Origin of the sequence: Janthinobacterium sp. UMAB-60 (genome assembly GCF_900095235.1) — a bacterium.
Classification (GTDB): domain Bacteria; phylum Pseudomonadota; class Gammaproteobacteria; order Burkholderiales; family Burkholderiaceae_D; genus Janthinobacterium.
Window position 1 is genome coordinate 237,888 of record NZ_LT607485.1, and the last position, 15,912, is coordinate 253,799.

16 protein-coding genes are annotated in these 15,912 nt (G+C 64.8%); 4 read left to right on the plus strand and 12 right to left on the minus strand.

Going from position 1 to position 15,912, the window contains the following annotated elements; all coding sequences use genetic code 11:
* Positions 1-72: 72 nt before the first annotated feature.
* Complete coding sequence (locus tag K0F86_RS09060) at positions 73-942, minus strand: TraB/GumN family protein (RefSeq protein ID WP_257572062.1); 870 nt, start codon at positions 940-942, stop codon at positions 73-75.
* A gap of 95 nt (positions 943-1,037) precedes the next feature.
* Between K0F86_RS09060 and K0F86_RS09065 the strand changes: the two genes are divergently transcribed.
* From K0F86_RS09065 to pabB, 3 genes are all read left to right on the plus strand, one after another.
* Entirely contained in the window at positions 1,038-1,772 is a 735-nt protein-coding gene (locus K0F86_RS09065; protein WP_219134083.1) for a pyrimidine 5'-nucleotidase, read from the plus strand.
* Between the two features lie 101 nt (positions 1,773-1,873).
* The gene (gene slmA / locus K0F86_RS09070) at positions 1,874-2,449 is read left to right on the plus strand and encodes a nucleoid occlusion factor SlmA (protein ID WP_086144344.1); all 576 of its coding nucleotides are present in this window, start codon (positions 1,874-1,876) and stop codon (positions 2,447-2,449) included.
* A gap of 21 nt (positions 2,450-2,470) precedes the next feature.
* The gene (pabB, locus tag K0F86_RS09075; RefSeq protein WP_219134084.1) at positions 2,471-4,309 is read left to right on the plus strand and encodes an aminodeoxychorismate synthase component I; all 1,839 of its coding nucleotides are present in this window, start codon (positions 2,471-2,473) and stop codon (positions 4,307-4,309) included.
* On the opposite strand, the gene K0F86_RS09080 is transcribed toward pabB, so the two are convergent.
* On the minus strand, positions 4,306-4,665 hold the full coding sequence (locus K0F86_RS09080) for a DUF1428 domain-containing protein (RefSeq protein ID WP_086144438.1): 360 nt from the start codon (positions 4,663-4,665) through the stop codon (positions 4,306-4,308). The two genes, pabB and K0F86_RS09080, sit on opposite strands and share 4 nt — an antisense overlap.
* Before the next feature lie 120 nt (positions 4,666-4,785).
* The gene (locus K0F86_RS09085) at positions 4,786-5,364 is read right to left on the minus strand and encodes a glutathione peroxidase (protein ID WP_219134085.1); all 579 of its coding nucleotides are present in this window, start codon (positions 5,362-5,364) and stop codon (positions 4,786-4,788) included.
* Between the two features lie 175 nt (positions 5,365-5,539).
* On the opposite strand from K0F86_RS09085, the gene K0F86_RS09090 reads away from it, so the two are divergent.
* The gene (locus tag K0F86_RS09090) at positions 5,540-6,676 is read left to right on the plus strand and encodes a poly(3-hydroxybutyrate) depolymerase (RefSeq protein WP_219134086.1); all 1,137 of its coding nucleotides are present in this window, start codon (positions 5,540-5,542) and stop codon (positions 6,674-6,676) included.
* 6 nt (positions 6,677-6,682) lie between these two features.
* Here K0F86_RS09090 and gabD read toward each other — a convergent pair whose 3' ends face one another.
* The 9 genes from gabD to K0F86_RS09135 all read right to left on the minus strand — a co-directional run bounded on the left by gabD (position 6,683) and on the right by K0F86_RS09135 (position 15,905).
* A complete protein-coding gene (gene gabD / locus K0F86_RS09095; RefSeq protein WP_219134087.1) occupies positions 6,683-8,137 on the minus strand; it encodes an NADP-dependent succinate-semialdehyde dehydrogenase in 1,455 nt (484 codons plus the stop codon).
* A gap of 92 nt (positions 8,138-8,229) precedes the next feature.
* A complete protein-coding gene (locus tag K0F86_RS09100; protein WP_219134088.1) occupies positions 8,230-9,072 on the minus strand; it encodes a PPK2 family polyphosphate kinase in 843 nt (280 codons plus the stop codon).
* Positions 9,069-9,491 (minus strand): CoA-binding protein, encoded by a 423-nt coding sequence (locus K0F86_RS09105; protein ID WP_219134089.1) that lies wholly within the window; start codon positions 9,489-9,491, stop codon positions 9,069-9,071. The genes K0F86_RS09100 and K0F86_RS09105 overlap by 4 nt, the downstream gene beginning before the upstream one ends.
* A gap of 64 nt (positions 9,492-9,555) precedes the next feature.
* Positions 9,556-10,209: a bifunctional 2-keto-4-hydroxyglutarate aldolase/2-keto-3-deoxy-6-phosphogluconate aldolase gene (locus K0F86_RS09110; RefSeq protein ID WP_219134090.1), complete on the minus strand. Its 654-nt coding sequence runs from the start codon at positions 10,207-10,209 to the stop codon at positions 9,556-9,558.
* 13 nt (positions 10,210-10,222) lie between these two features.
* Complete coding sequence (locus K0F86_RS09115; protein WP_219134091.1) at positions 10,223-11,116, minus strand: SMP-30/gluconolactonase/LRE family protein; 894 nt, start codon at positions 11,114-11,116, stop codon at positions 10,223-10,225.
* 15 nt (positions 11,117-11,131) lie between these two features.
* The gene (gene araD / locus K0F86_RS09120; protein ID WP_219134092.1) at positions 11,132-12,862 is read right to left on the minus strand and encodes an L-arabinonate dehydratase; all 1,731 of its coding nucleotides are present in this window, start codon (positions 12,860-12,862) and stop codon (positions 11,132-11,134) included.
* The gene (locus tag K0F86_RS09125) at positions 12,859-13,872 is read right to left on the minus strand and encodes a 2-dehydro-3-deoxygalactonokinase (RefSeq protein ID WP_219134093.1); all 1,014 of its coding nucleotides are present in this window, start codon (positions 13,870-13,872) and stop codon (positions 12,859-12,861) included. Before K0F86_RS09125 ends, araD begins: the two co-directional genes overlap by 4 nt.
* Positions 13,873-13,956: 84 nt before the next feature.
* Positions 13,957-14,727, minus strand: coding sequence for a hypothetical protein (locus tag K0F86_RS09130; protein WP_219134094.1), 771 nt, complete (start codon positions 14,725-14,727; stop codon positions 13,957-13,959).
* Entirely contained in the window at positions 14,724-15,905 is a 1,182-nt protein-coding gene (locus tag K0F86_RS09135) for a DNA-binding transcriptional regulator (RefSeq protein WP_219134095.1), read from the minus strand. Before K0F86_RS09135 ends, K0F86_RS09130 begins: the two co-directional genes overlap by 4 nt.
* Positions 15,906-15,912: the final 7 nt, after the last annotated feature.

Consider the following 15,912-nt stretch of genomic DNA (forward strand, 5'->3'; position numbering starts at 1 on the left):
TTCGTCAGTCCGCCTTGCCCTGAACACTTTTCCATCTGCTCTGCTATCTGTAGCCCGCATTTACTCCGCGTTTCAATACACCCGCTCGACCTTCAAGCCCTTCTGGCGCAATAGTTCCGGCACGCTTTTCGTTCCGACCAGGTGCAGCACGCCGATGGCGGCCAGGCTGTGCTTTTCGCGCGCCAGCAACTTGGCGATGCCGTCGGCCAGGGCCGGGTTGCGGCCATCTAACAACACCTTTTGTACGAACTGCGCGGCGAACGAAGGGTCTGTCGCTGCCTTTGCCGCCAGCTTGTCGAAGGCGGCCGCGTCGGCCGTGCGCCAGGCGTTGGCGATCTCGCGCGCTTCCTGGCTTTGTTCCTGGTCCTCGATCGAGGCCACGCCGTCTTCCAGGAAACGGCACTGGTCGAGCGGCGTCATCGCGCCAAACAGCGCCAGCTGGCCTTCCATCGACTCGAGTTCCAGCACGGGGATCTTGCGCGCCTTGGCCTGCTGCGACAGATAATTGTCGACCGCCAGGTCGGAGCGGTAGCCCAGGGTGGAAAACTCGCCGATGGCCAGCATGCTGGCCAGCATCCACGGTTTCATCTGCGCCACCGCTTCGGCCGGAATGCCGTATTTTTGCAACAGCGGCGCCAGGCGCGGGGCCAGGGTCTGGCGGCAGTCGGCCGGCACTTGGCTGCCCGGCGCCTCCATGCCGTATTTCAGCACGGCGCCCAGGGCGGCGCGCGGGTCGGCGCCGGGATCGATCTCCAGCGCCAGCGCGCCAGCCTGATGCAGCGCCTGCGTCACGGTGGGTTCCAGCGGATAAAAGTCGGGGGCGCCGACGTGGATGGTGCCGAACAAATACAGGGTGTGGCCGGCGTCCTGCACTCTGAACAGGGCACCCCGGTTTTGCGCCACGGGCGGCACTTCGGCGAAGGCCGCTGGCAACGGCAACAAGAATAATCCGCAAAACATCACTATAATCTGGCGTCGCATGGTTTTCCTGATTGTTGAATTTTTCATCTTGCTTATCATCTTGCCTAAAGACTCCTGTGCCTGTGTCCCATCTTAACCGCTCGTCGCCGGTCTGGCTGTTTGACCTCGACAACACGCTGCACAATGCCTCGCACGCCATCTTCCCCACCATCACGGCCAATATGAACACGTATATTGCCCGCGTGCTGGGCGACGGCGTGACGCCGGCCGACGACGCCATCGTCAATGCGGCGCGCGCGGCTTACTGGCGCCGCTATGGCGCCACCTTGCTGGGCATGGTCAAGCACCATCAGGTGCAGGCCGCGCATTTTTTGCACGAGACGCACGCCTTCGACGATTTGCGCGCCATGATACGCGCCGAGCGGGGGCTGGGGGCTTTACTCAAACGCCTGCCTGGCCGTAAAATTTTACTCACCAACGCGCCGCTGCGCTACTCGAGCGACGTGATGCGCCATCTGGGCCTGCGCCGGCACTTTGCGCAGCATATCGCCATTGAGGCGATGCATGTGCACCGCCAGCTGCGGCCCAAGCCATCGACGCTGATGCTGCGCAAACTGATGCGCAAGCACCAGATCCGCCCTGGCCGCTGCATCCTGGTGGAAGACACCCTGGCCAACCTGAAGGGCGCAAAAAAACTGGGCATGCGCACGGCCTGGGTCACGCAATACCTGAAAATGGCCGATCCGATCGGCGTGGCGAAGCTGCCCAAGGCGTTAAATCGCCCCGCTTACGTCGATGTCAAAGTAAAATCTGTCCGGCATTTGGTACGCCGCCTTCACCGCCTGCGTTGAAGGGGACTCCTGGGCTTCCGGTTGACGCCGGAAGCCGCACCGCTAGCGGCGGTGACGGAACGCCCCATCAAGGCAGCATTTTTTTAACGACAAGAGAAAATATGGCAAGCACACCGCCGGGCCAACGCAGGCTACAAATTCTTCAGGCCCTCGCCGCAATGCTGGAGCAGCCGAAAGGCGAAAAGATCACCACTGCCGCACTGGCGGCCAGACTGGCCGTGTCGGAAGCGGCCCTGTACCGCCATTTCGCCAGCAAGGCGCAAATGTTCGAAGGACTGATCGAATTCATCGAGTCGAGCGTTTTCGGCCTGATCAACCAGATCGCGGAAAAGCACAGCGACGGCATGACGCAGACGCGCGACATCGTCGGCATGCTGCTCAATTTCGCCATCAGCAATCCGGGCATGACGCGCGTGCTGATCGGCGATGCGCTGGTGAATGAGGACGAGCGCCTGCAAGTGCGCATGAACCAGTTCTACGACCGCGTGGAACTGGCGCTCAAGCAGGCCTTGCGCGTGGCCGCCGCCGAAGGCCATGGCAAGGAAAGCGAAGTGGCGGCGCGCGCCACCCTGATCGTCAGCTTCGTCATCGGACGCTGGCACCGCTACGCCAAGAGCGGCTTCAAGATCAATCCCTCCCAGGAAGCGGCGCTGCAAATCGCCATGCTGCTGGGGTAAGTCATCGCCGCGGCTGTCCCCATGCACACCGACTGTTTCGCCCTGCTCGACGACGCCAGCACACCCGGCGCCGGTTCGCGCCTGTACACGGGCCTGGCGGCGGTCTTGCGGTGCAGCGAGGGGGAGCAGTGGCCGGCCCTGCTCGAAGGGCTGCAAGGGGCTTTAAAACGCGGCCAGTACGCCGTCAGCGTGTGCAGCTACGAGCTGGGCGCGCACTTGCTGGCCATGCCGCCGCGCGCCCCCGGCCCCGGCGCGCCACCGCTGGCGCAAGTGCTCGTCTTTGACCATTGCACCCAGCTGTCGCAGGAGGACGTGGCGCAGTGGCTGGACGAACGCGTCCGCGCGGACACCGCGCCGGCCGGCGTGGCCGATATTCGCGCGAATGTGGATCAAGCCGAATTCACGCGCGCACTGCACCGCATCCACGACTACATCGTGGCCGGCGACACCTACCAGGTCAACTACACGTATCGTTTGCGCTTCGACGCCTTCGGCTCGCCCCTGGCTCTGTATGCGCGGCTGCGCGCGCGCCAGCCCGTGCCGTATGGCGCGCTGGTGATGCTGCCCGGTGGCGGCGCCCTGCTGTCGCTGTCGCCGGAGCTGTTCGTGCGCCATGCGCAAGGCGAGCTGACGGCGCGTCCCATGAAAGGCACGGCGCCGGCCGCTCCCGCCGAACAGGTGGAAGAAAATGCGCGCCGCGCCAAGGCCCTGGCCCATGACCCGAAGAATCGCGCGGAAAACCTGATGATCGTCGACCTGCTGCGCAACGACATCGGCCGCATCGCCGCCACGGGCTCCGTCAATGTGCCCGCCCTGTTCGAAGTGACGCGCTACAGCAGCGTGCTGCAAATGACCTCCACCGTGCAGGCACGCCTGCGCGGCGACGCCTCGCTGGCCGACATCTTCCAGGCCTTGTATCCGTGCGGTTCGATCACGGGCGCGCCGAAACGCCGCACCATGGAAATCATCGCCGAACTGGAAGGGGCGCCGCGCGGCATCTACACGGGCGCCATCGGCTGGTTCGATCCACCAAACGCTGGCGCCGCCCACGCCGTGGGCGACTTTTGCATGTCCGTGCCGATCCGCACGCTGGCTCTGCAGCCGGCTGGCCCTGGCGGCATGCGGCGCGGCGAAATGGGCGTGGGTGCCGGCATCGTGCTCGACAGCGACCCGCACGAGGAATTTGCGGAGTGCCAGCTCAAGGCGCGCTTCCTCACGGGCCTCACGAACGACTTCGAACTGTTCGAAACCCTGCACGCCAGCCGCGACTATGGCTGCCGCCAGCAGGAACGCCACCTGGCGCGCCTGGCCGCCTCCTGCGCCTATTTTAATTTTGCCTGGGATGCGGACGCTGCCCGCGCCGCGCTGCAGGCGGCTTGCGCGGCGCGCTCCGACGATATCCCCTTCCGCCTGCGCCTGGCGCTGCGCCAGGGCGGCCAGTTTACGACGCAAAGCGGTGCCCTCACCGCCTTGCCTGAGATGGTCAACATCCTGCTGGCGCCCGACGCCACGACTGCCGACGACCTGTTCCTGCGCCACAAGAGCAGCGTGCGCGCGTGCTACGACGCGGCCTGGCGCGCGGCCGAGGCGCAAGGCGGCTTCGACATGCTGTTCTTTAACGAGCGGGGCGAACTGACGGAGGGCGGGCGCAGCAATGTCTTCGTCCGGCTCGATGGCCGCTGGTACACGCCACCCCTGTCCTGCGGCTTGTTGCCCGGCGTGCAGCGCGCGGCCATGCTGGCCGATCCCGCCTGGGATGCGCGGGAAACCATCATCACGCGTCCCATGCTGGCGCGGGCCGAGGCGATCGTCGTGTGCAATGCGCTGCGCGGCGCCATGATGGCGCAGCTTGTCAATTAAGCGTCTACGCGCATTTCGTAGCCGCCATAAATCATCCGCTTGCCATCGAACGGCAGCTTGGCCGGATCCATCATCTCGGCCAGGCGCGGGTCTTTCATGACCTTGTCGTTGATTTCATCGCGTTTGGCGCGCGATTCGAACACGATCCAGGAAAACACCACCACTTCGCCATCCTGCAAGTCCACCGCCTGCGGGAACGAGGTCAGCTTGCCCGGCTTGACATCGTCGCCCACGCATTCGCGAAATTCCTGCGCACCATATTCGCGCCAGACGGCGCCGCAGGCGCGCGACATGGCCAGATAGGTATCGAGCTTGGCTTTCGGTACGGGCACCACAAATCCATCGACATACGCCATGATGATCTCCTTGATGGTTGTTTTGACAGACACGAACCACCAGCTTAGGACAATGATGGCAAGACGACAAGCGCGGCATTAAAAAAAGCAGGCGCGCAGGCCTGCTTGTGTGTCGGCAACTTACATCGCCAGCGCTTTTTCCACTGCGCCAACGAGTTTCTTGTCGTCCGGCGTCACCTTGCTGGGGAAGCTTTCCACCACCTTGCCGTGGCGGTCGATCAAATATTTATGGAAATTCCAGGCCGGCGTCTTGCCCGTCTGCTTGATCAAGTCCACGTAAAGGGGGTTCGGCGTGGGGCCGGAAACCGCCGATTTGGCGAACATGGGAAACTTCACGCCATAGGTGTTGTAGCAGAAATCGGCGATTTCCTTGCTGTTGCCCGGCTCCTGCTTGCCGAAATCGTTCGACGGAAAGCCCAGTACCACCAAGCCCTTGCTGCCGTACTTGGCGTACAGCGCTTCCAGCCCTTCATACTGGTTGGTAAAACCGCAATAACTGGCCGTATTGACCACCAGCACGACCTTGCCCGCGTACTGGCACAGGTTTTGCGGCGCCTCATCCTGCAAACGATTGAAGGTCTGCTTGAGGATGGCGGGACAGGCCGCTGGCGCGGTTTCGGCGGCATGGACCGGCACGGCCAGGCTGGCACTGGCGGCAAGGGTGGTCAGCGCAAACAGCTGGGCAAGGGTCTTGGACATGAGGGGCACCATGGTTGAACGGAAAAAAACCATTCTATGTCAAACGCCGCCCACGCGCATGAGGGCCACAACAACAGCGATAGCTTGAGCGACATCAACGACAGTGCAGTACTTGCCCAACGCATAGTTTTTTTACCTATGCTCGGCCTTCCTGCCCTTGCCTTGTGGAGTCACCATGTCCTTCCCGCACCTGACCGCGCACCTGACCACACTAACCACCACCCTGCTGGCCGCCAGCTTGCTCGTCCTGGCGCCAGCAAGCGCGCACGCCGCCACGGCCGCCAAAGCCGTCAAGCCCGCCGCGAGCAACGATGCCGCCGCCCTGCCCGCCTACCAGGCCGACCTGAGCCAGACCACCGTGTCCGGCCTGTCCTCGGGCGGCTTCATGGCGGCGCAATTTGCCGTCGCCTACTCGGCCACGGTGGCCGGCGCCGGCATCATCGCCGGTGGCCCGTTTTTCTGCTCGGGCCAACCGGGCCGCTTCCCCTACATTCCCTACCTGACGAATGCCCTGACCACCTGCATGAATCCGGGCAGCGCGCAGGTGGCGCCGCCCGTGGCCAGCGAATTGCTGCGCGCGGCGAACGATTTTGCGCGCGCCCGTCTCATCGACGACACGGCCAACCTGCAACGCCAGCGCGTGTATCTGTTCAGCGGAACGAAAGACCAGACCGTGACGCGGCCGGTGGTGGAACAGGTGGGAAAATTCTATCAACTGGCAGGCACGCCGGCGGCGCAGATCCGCTTCGTCGATACGGTCGGCGCGGGCCATGCCATCATCACAGACAACAATCAGGACAAGCCCTGCGCCGTGACGGAGTCGCCGTTCATCAACGACTGCGACTTCGTGCAGGCGCGCGACATCCTGCAGCACCTGTACCCGGACCTGCAACCGTCGTCGACCACCCTGACGGGCAAGCTGATCGCCTTCAACCAGCGCAGCTTCATCCAGAACGCCTACTCCAGCATGAACAATACGGGCTACGCCTACATCCCGAAAGCCTGCGACAGCGAGAGCTGCCGCGTGCACGTGGTGTTCCACGGCTGCCTGCAGACGACGCAGGCGATCGGCGACCGCTTCTATACCAGCACCGGCTACAACCAGGTGGCGGATGCCAACAAGATCATCGTGCTGTATCCGCAGGCCGAACCGAGCCCCGTCTACCCGTACAACCCGAAAGGCTGCTGGGATTTCTGGGGCTACACCAGCATCAACCCGATCGACCCGGATTTCTACCGCAAGAGCGGCACGCAGATGGAAGCGGTCAAGGGCATGCTGGACAGGTTGGCTGCGCGCCGCGGCTCACGTTAAACGGCGTCAGATCCCGCCCATGCAGATGTACTTGATCACGAGATAGTCTTCGATACCGTAGGTCGACCCTTCACGGCCCAGGCCCGATTGCTTGACGCCGCCGAAGGGGGCGATCTCGTTCGAGATCAGGCCCGTGTTAACGCCAACCATGCCCGTTTCCAGGCCTTCGGCCACGCGCCAGATGCGGCCGATGTCACGCGAATAGAAGTAGGCGGCCAGGCCGAATTCCGTGTTGTTGGCCAGCCCGATCACTTCCTCATCGGTCTTGAAGCGGAACAGCGGCGCCAGCGGGCCAAAGGTTTCTTCGGTGGCCACGCGCATGTCGTTCGTCACGTCGGCGATGATGGTCGGCTCGAAGAATCCATTACCCAGCGCATGGCGCTTGCCGCCGGCCAGCAGGCGACCGCCCTTGGCCAAGGCATCGGCCACGTGCTCTTCCACCTTGGCCACCGCCTTGGCGTCGATCAGCGGGCCTTGCGTGACGCCCGCCTCGATGCCATTGCCCACCTTCAGCTTGGCCACGGCGGCCACCAGTTTTTCGGCAAACGCGTCATACACGCTGTCCTGCACGTACAGGCGGTTGGCGCACACGCAGGTCTGGCCCGCGTTGCGGTATTTCGAGGCGATGGCGCCTTCCACTGCAGCATCCAGGTCGGCGTCGTCGAAGACGATGAACGGCGCATTGCCGCCCAGTTCCAGCGAGAGTTTCTTGATCGTCGGCGCGCACTGTTCCGCCAGCAAGCGGCCCACCTGGGTCGAACCCGTAAACGTCAGCTTGCGCACGATGGGGTTCGAGGTCATTTCGCCGCCGATGTCTTTCGGCGCACCGGTGACGATGCTGAACACGCCCGCAGGCACGCCCGCGCGCTCGGCCAGCACGGCCAGCGCCAGCGCGGAAAACGGCGTCGCTTCGGCAGGCTTCAGGACCATCGGGCAGCCGGCGGCCAGGGCCGGGCCGACTTTGCGCGTGATCATGGCGGCGGGGAAGTTCCACGGCGTGATGGCGGCGCACACGCCGATCGGTTCCTTGGTGATGACCAGGCGGCGGTCCGGCCATGGCGATTGCAGTGTATCGCCCGCGACGCGCTTGCCTTCTTCGGCAAACCACTCGATGAACGAGGCGCCGAACTGCACTTCGCCCTTCGCCTCCGGCAGGGGCTTGCCCTGCTCGGTGGTCATGATCAGCGCCAGGTCATCGGCGTTTTCCAGGATCAGGTCATGCCAGCGGCGCAGCACGGCCGCGCGTTCCTTGGCCGTCTTCTTGCGCCAGGCAGGCCAGGCGGCATTGGCCGCCTCGATGGCGCGGCGCGTCTCGGCCGCGCCCATCAGGGGCACTGTGCCGATATGCTCGCCGGTGGCGGGATTGCTCACGTTAATCGTCTGGCCACCATCGGCATCCGCCCAGGCTCCATTCACGTAAGCCTGGTGACGCAACAAGGTAGGATCTTTCAACTGCAGCATATGGATCTCCGGTCTGGTTTGAATTATCGACGAGGGATACTATGCCACAGCGCGGCCGATTCCGCAGGCGCCGCGCTGAACTGCCCTGAGTTCTACTCGACCTTGAAAGACGACAGTTTCGGGTCCGGCGCCGGGTATTCCAGCTTCATGCCCTGCAGCGTTTCCAGCAGCAGCGAGGCGACCACCAGGTTGCGCTGCGTCTTGGAGTTCGATGGCACCACGTACCACGGCGCGTGATCGGCATCGGTCTCGCGGATCGCCGTTTCATAGGCGCGCTGGTAGCCATCCCACTTCTTGCGCTGGGCGATATCGTTGGGATCGAACTTCCACTGGCGGTCCGGGTCGTCAAGCCGCTCCTGCAGCCGTCCCCGTTGCTCGTCCTTCGAGATATGCAGGAAGACTTTCAGGATGACGGTGCCCGTTTCGCTCAGCATGCGCTCGAAATCGCGGATCTGCGCGTAGCGGCGCTGGCATTCGGCCTTGTCGATCATGTCCTGCACGCGCGTGATCAGCACATCCTCGTAATGGCTGCGGTTGAAGATGGCGATCTCGCCCTTGACGGGCACGTGCTGGTGCACGCGCCACAGGTAGTCGTGCGCCAGTTCGATATCGGTGGGGCCCTTGAACGCCACGGCGCGGATGCCCATCGGATTGATATTGCTGAAGATCGCCTTGACCGTGCCATCCTTGCCCGAGGTATCCATGCCCTGCAGGACCAGCAGCACTTTTTTCTTGTGCTGTGCATACAGCATGCTCTGGCACTCGGCGATCTGCGCCGTCAGGGCCACGGTTTCCTCGCGGTCCAGGGCCTTGCACTGGGCTGGGGTCAGCTTCTTGTTGGCCGCCTTGGTGGCGGCGCCCAGCAAGCGCTTGCCGGCGAATTCCTCGTTCAGCTCGAAGCCCTGGCCGGCGCGAAATTGCGTGCGCGCCTTCATGCCGCCACCGCCAGCTTGCGGTGCTCAATTTTTGTGCAGTGGTTCATCACCACCTCCAGGCCCGCCGCCCGCGCCAGCTGCGCCGCCTGCTCGTTGATGATGTCGAGCTGCAGCCACAAACAGCCTGCCTTGACGGCGATGGCTTCCTCGGCGATGGGCAGGATATCCTCGGACTTGCGGAAGCAGTCGACGATGTCGATGCGCGCCGGCGCGACAGCCGCCGCAGCCTGCGTCAGGGTGGCGTAGGCGCGCTGGCCCAGCACGTCGCGCCCGGCCAGGGCCGGATTGACGGGCAATACGCGGTAGCCATGCCGCAGCAGGTAATCGGCCACTTCATGGCTGGCGCGTTCGGGCTTGTCGGACATGCCGACGATGGCGATGATGCGGCTGTCTTGCAGGATGCGGGCGATGTTGGACATATTCTGGTCTATGAGGCGTGCGACATTGCCCGCCTAGCGTAGCAGATTCCCGGCCCGCCGGGAGCTAGCCAGAAGACTTAGCCGTACGCACGGCCGCCATCTTCGCCACAAATGCGCGCGCACGCGCCGTCACGGCCGCGTAATCTCCCGTGGCGCCCGGGCCACTCAGGCTGCCGCCGATGCCCACGGCCACGGCGCCGCTGGCAAACCATGCATGCAGGTTCTCCACCGTCACGCCGCCCGTGGGCATCAGCGGCGCTTGCGGCAGGGGTGCGCGCAGGGCCTTGATGTAGGCGGGGCCGAACATCTCGGCCGGGAAGACCTTGACGATGTCGGCGCCCGCCTGCAGGGCCGTGACGATCTCCGTCGGCGTCATCGCGCCCGGCATGGACAACACCTGGTAGCGCTGGCACAGCGCGATGGTTTCCACGTTCACGCCGGGCGAAATGATGAACTGGGCGCCGGCCAGGATGGCGGCGCGCGCCGTCTCCGTATCGAGCACCGTGCCCGCGCCCAGCAAAACTTCGTCGCCATGGCGTTCGCGCAGGGTACGCAGCACGCCCAGGGTATCGGGCGTGGTGAACGCCACTTCCAGCGCCGTGATGCCACCGGCGATGCACGCCTCGGCGATCTGCACGGCCGCCTGCGCCGAAGGGGCGCGCACGATGCCGACCATGCCCCGCTCGATAATACCCTCATAAACCGTGTGCTTTTGCATATGCTCTCTCCTGTCAGGCCGGCAGGGCGCCAAAGCGCACTTCCGGCAAACCGCGCACGTCCACCTGGCGCGCATGAAACAATCCACCGGCCAGCGGTTCGCCCGCCAACTGGGCCGGCGTCAAGCTTTCCTGCGCCGTGGTGACGAATAATTCGTCGTAGTGCGGGCCGCCCAGGCTCACGCAGCTGGGTTGCGAGACGGGCAAGGTGATCGCCCGCTCGACGCTGCCGTCCGGCGCGAAGCGCAATACGCGTCCCGCGCCCCACTGCGCGCTCCACAAGTGGTCGTGCGCATCGATGGTGGCGCCATCGGCCGCGCCCGGCCCCGGATCGAGCACGGCAAACACGCGCACCCGGCTGCCGTCGCCCCCCAGGTAATCGTCCCAGCGGTAGATCGCCTTCTTCATCGAATCGCAAAAGTACATGGCCGTGCCATCGATACTGAAGCAGATGCTGTTCGAGATGGCGATGGGCGGCAGCGGCAAGCGCTCCAGGCTCAAGTCCAGGTTGAGGCGGTAAAAGCTGGCGATGGCATCGCGGCACGGGCGCTCATCGAGCGTGCCGAAGACAAAGCGTCCCTGGCGGTCGCAGCGGCCATCGTTCAGGCGCGTCATGGGCAAGTCCCCCTCCACCGTGTGCAAGGGCGTGACGGCCCCGCTGCACGCGTCAAACCACGCCAGTCCGGAGGCCAGTCCCAGCAGCAGCACGTCGTCGTTGTCCGTCAGCGCAAAGCACGCCAGGCGCTCGGGCATGGCCCAGCTCTGGCGCTCGCCCGTGGCCAGCACCAGCGCATGCAGCTGGCAGCCTTCGATATTCGTCCAGAAAACGCGGCCGCTGCGTTCGCACCAGCGCACGCCCTCGCCCAGGAAATTCTGCGCATCGACCAGCAATTGGGCCCGTGTCCCCATCATTTTTCCTTGTTTTTAGTGTGATTCGCGCGGCACGGCCGAACCCCGGCAGCCGACGAGAAAATCCAGGTCCGCGCCTTCGTCGGCCTGCGTCACGTGCTTGATGTACATCGATTGATAGCCGCCCTGCATGGCCGGTGGCGGCGCGCGCCACTCGGCGCGCCGGCGCGCCAGCTCGGCCTCGTCGACGTCGAGGTGCAAACGGCGTCCCGCCACGTCGAGTTCAATCATGTCGCCATCGCGCACCAGGGCCAGCGGGCCGCCCACGGCCGCTTCCGGCGCCACGTGCAGCACCACCGTGCCGTAGGCCGTGCCGCTCATGCGCGCATCCGAGATGCGCACCATGTCGCGCACGCCCTGCTCCAGCAGTTTTTTCGGCAGTCCCATATTGCCCACCTCGGCCATGCCCGGATAGCCTTGCGGGCCGCAATTTTGCAGCACCATCACGCAGCTGGCGTCGATATCGAGCGCGGGATCGTCGACGCGCTTTTTATAATGCTCGATGCTGTTGAAGACGACGGCGCGGCCACGGTGCTGCATCAGTTCCGGCGAAGCGGCGGAAGGCTTGATGACGGCGCCGCGCGGCGCCAGGTTGCCCTGCAGGACGGCGATGCCGCCCTCGTCCTTGAATGGCTGCGCCAGCGGCGTGATCACCTCGGGATTGAAATTTTCCGCCTCGGCCACGTTGACGGCCATGCTGGCGCCCGTGACGGTGAGCGCCTCGCCATGCAATTTGCCCAGCAAGTCACGGATGATCACGGGCAGGCCGCCCGCATAGTAAAAATCCTCCATCAGGTACTGGCCCGACGGCATCAGGTTGAGCAAACAAGGAATGTCGCGGCCCAGGCGGTCCCAGTCGGCCAGGCGCATGTCCACGCCGATGCGCCCGGCAATGGCCAGCAGATGGATCACGGCATTGGTCGAGCCGCCGATGGCGCCGTTGACCATGATGGCGTTTTCAAACGCGTCGCGCGTGAGGATCTGCGACAGTTTCAGGTCTTCATGCACCATGTCGACGATGCGCCGGCCCGTCAGCTGCGCCTGCAGCTTGCGCCGCGCATCGACGGCGGGAATGGCCGCGTTGCCGGGCAGGGTCACGCCCAGCGCCTCGACCATGCTGGCCATGGTGGAAGCCGTACCCATGGTCATGCAGTGGCCGGCCGAGCGCGACATGCACGATTCGGCCTGCTTGAATTCGTTTGAGGTCATGCGCCCGGCGCGCACGTCTTCGGAAAACTTCCACACATCCGTGCCCGAGCCGATCGGCTTGCCCCGGTAATTCCCGTTCAACATGGGGCCGCCCGACAGCACGATGGTGGGCAAATCCACGCTGGCCGCGCCCATCAGCAGGGCCGGCGTGGTCTTGTCGCAGCCCGTCAGCAGCACCACGCCGTCGATCGGGTTGGCGCGGATCGATTCCTCGACATCCATGCTGGCCAGGTTACGGAACAGCATGGCCGTCGGGCGCAGATTGGTCTCGCCCAGCGACATCACGGGAAACTCGACGGGGAAGCCGCCCGCTTCGAGCACGCCGCGCTTGACCATCTCGGCCAGGTCGCGGAAATGGCCATTGCAGGGCGTCAGCTCGGACCAGGTATTGCAGATGCCGATGACGGGCCGGCCATCGAAGGCGTCGCCGGGATAGCCCTGGTTCTTCATCCAGCTGCGGTGAATAAAACTGTCCTTGTCGTCGCCGCCAAACCACGACTGCGAACGCAAGGGACGCTTGTTCTTGTTGTCACTCATACCGTCTCCTGCGGAGAAATCAAGCCGCGCGCGGCGGCGATCAGCAGCGCACCGTGACCGGCCAGATGGTCTTGCTGCTGGTCGTCGACGATGATGCGCTTGCCATAAAAAAATCCGTGTTCTTCGATCAGCAAGCCGAGTGCCTGGCGCAGCATGGGTTTACCGGTAATGACGAGCGGGGTATCGGGGCGCATCTGGATGGCGGTGCTGTTGCGCAGCGCCAGCAGGTCGCCGCTGAGGACCGCGCCCATCAGGAAATTGGCCCGCTCATTGCATTCGACGGCGCTGAACTGGCCCAGCGTGCGCACGCTGAAGCAGGCGCGCGCCAGTCCCGTTTTTTGCGCTGCGGCGGCGCCGGCCAGCAGCATTTTCGGCACCAGGGTCTGGGCAAAACCGCCATCGACCGATTGCTTGATCAGGGTGTGCTGCGTGATCGCCTGCAGCAGTTCGCCCGCGATGGTGGTGCTGCAGCCGAGGATGCGGCGCTGCTCGTCCACGCTGATCAATTTTGTATGCGAACCGGGCATGATCAGGGTCGCCGCGCCGCGCAACTGCAGGCGCTCGAGCAGCGCGACGACTTCCGTCTCTTCGCCGCGCATCATGTCCATCGCCTCGACGTTATGCAGGCCGACGGCGCCATGCTGGTTGCGCACGCCGGGGATCAGCCACAGGGGCTGCGCCAGCACGTCAGGCAAATCCACCGCCTGCATGCCTTGCGCCAGCTGGGCCAGGCCGGCGGGCGCCGGCAAATGCGGCACTTCCCGCACGCCCATGGGCGAGCTGATCATGCCCGACGCCAGCGCCAGGTCCACGGCGAACGGCGCGATGCCGGCGCTGGCCAGCACGCTGGCGATGGTATCGCGCAGCGCCTGTTTCAGCGCGCCGTTATGGCCATCGATGGCGGTATTGCGCACGCCCGTTTCCAGCTGCGCCTGGGCGACGACGGCGCCGGCGCGCCACAGCAAGGTACGCGTATTGGTGGTGCCGGCATCGATGGTGAGTATGTTCATGGGCAGGTTCGCAGCGTCGCTAAGAGCAAAAATAAATGAGGGAAAAACTACCCCATGGTAGAACTGCCCCGCATATCTGACCAATCACTTATTTGACATCATTGATACCGGTTCGGATATGTCAAACGCGTCGAGATCCTGCACGCCCAAACGGTAGGCGAGCTGGAAGCGCATCACCTGTCCCGGCTGCAATTGCACGCCCTGCGCCAGCAGGGAAAAACAGCGCGCGTCGGAGTACAGGTGACAACTGTCCTGGGTGCTGGAAAAACGCAAGACCCGGCCGGAAGCGGGATCGACCACCCGCGCCACCTCGCGCAGCTGGCCGCTGCCCGTCCAGTAAAAGTCATGCCCAAATCCCGGCAAGTTCACCAGCGCGGGCCAGGCCAGGCGCGATGCGAGCGGCGCCGGCTGGCGGAAGTCAAACGCGCTGCCCGCCACATCGAGCGGCGTATCGCCCGTGCGGCCCCCCGGCCAATAGCGATCGGCGGCCAGGCGCAGCACATGCTCGCCCACACTGGCATGGTGGCCCTGCAGATTGAAGCGGGGCGCGGCAAGCGCAAAACGGGAAATGGCATCGGCCGTGGCGGCGCAGTCGAGGTGCAGGCTGCCATCGTCGTCAAGCCGGTAAGCCAGGCGCACCGACAGGCCGTCTTGCATCAGGCGCAGCAGCAGGTGGCCATCGTTTGGCGGCGCGCACTGCCAGATTGTGGGCGCACGCGCCGCAGGGGGCGCCGCGCCCAGCACATCGGCCAGGCGGCCATAGCGGTCGGGGGCCCACCAGGCCCGCACGCTGGCATCGTGCGCGTCGATGGCCACGCGCATGCCGCGCGCGTTGTGCAAGGTAAAAATCGTCATGGCGGTGGCTGGCTGCGCTGCTGGAATTCGCGCGGCGTGCAACCGAGTTCGCGCTTGAAGACGGCATGCATGTACTGCACCGTGGTAAAGCCGCAACGCACGGCCACCTCGGCCACCTGGCCCGGCCCGCGCGCCAGCAGGGTCTTGGCCGCATCGAGCTTGAAATGCAGGATCTCGTCGTGCACGCTACGCCCCAGCTCATGGCGGAAGTGCGCTTCGAGCGAGGAGCGCGACACGCCCACGTAATCGGCCACCTGCTCCGTCTTGATGCCCTGGCAGGCGTACTGGCGGATGAAGTGGCGCGCCTGCATCACCTGCGGATGCTGGAAGGGCTGGTGACAGGTGGACGCGAGCACGTTCAGGCCGGCCGGCGGCACCAGGATGCGCGTGCCGGACAGGCGCGCGCCATTGAGCATCTGGTGCAGCAAATGCGCCGCCGTGCGGCCCATTTCCTCGGTGCCCTGGATCACGGAACTCAAGGGAATGCGTGTGAGCATGCGCGCCAGCGGGTCGTTGTCGATGCCGATCAGGGCCACTTGCTCCGGCACGGCGATACCCGCATGCATGCACGCCTGCAGCAGCTGGCGCGCGCGCGCGTCGCTGACGGCGATGATGCCGACGGGTTTTTCCAGACTGTTGAGCCAGGCGATCTGCTGCTCCACCGCTTCATCCCACGCGGGCGCGCTGGTGGCGACGCCCCGGTACACGTCGGCGCGCATGTGATCGCGCTGCATCAGCGCGCAAAACGCCGTTTCGCGCTCCTGCGCCCAGCGGTTGACGTCCGCCTCGGGCAGGCTGAAACAGGCAAAACGCGTCAAGCCCGCTTCCACCAGGTGTTCATAGGCCAGCTTGACGATCTTGAAATTATCGGTCGCCACGTAGGGGATGCCGGCCGGGTAATCCTCGGCGCGCGCATACGAGCCGCCCACGGCCACCACGGGCAGGCGACTGTTTGCCAGCGCCGCGCAGACGGCGGGATCGTCGAAATCGGCGATGATGCCGTCGCCCTGCCAGCGTTCGATGCCGGGCAGGCGGCAGCGGAAATCCTCTTCCAGGAACAGGTCCCACGACACGCGCGTGGTGTTCAGGTAGGCGGCGATGCCCGCGATGATGTCGCGGTCGTAGATTTTATTCCCGTTAAACAGCAGCGCGATGCGGTGCGCGGTCGGCATCTTCATGGTGTCT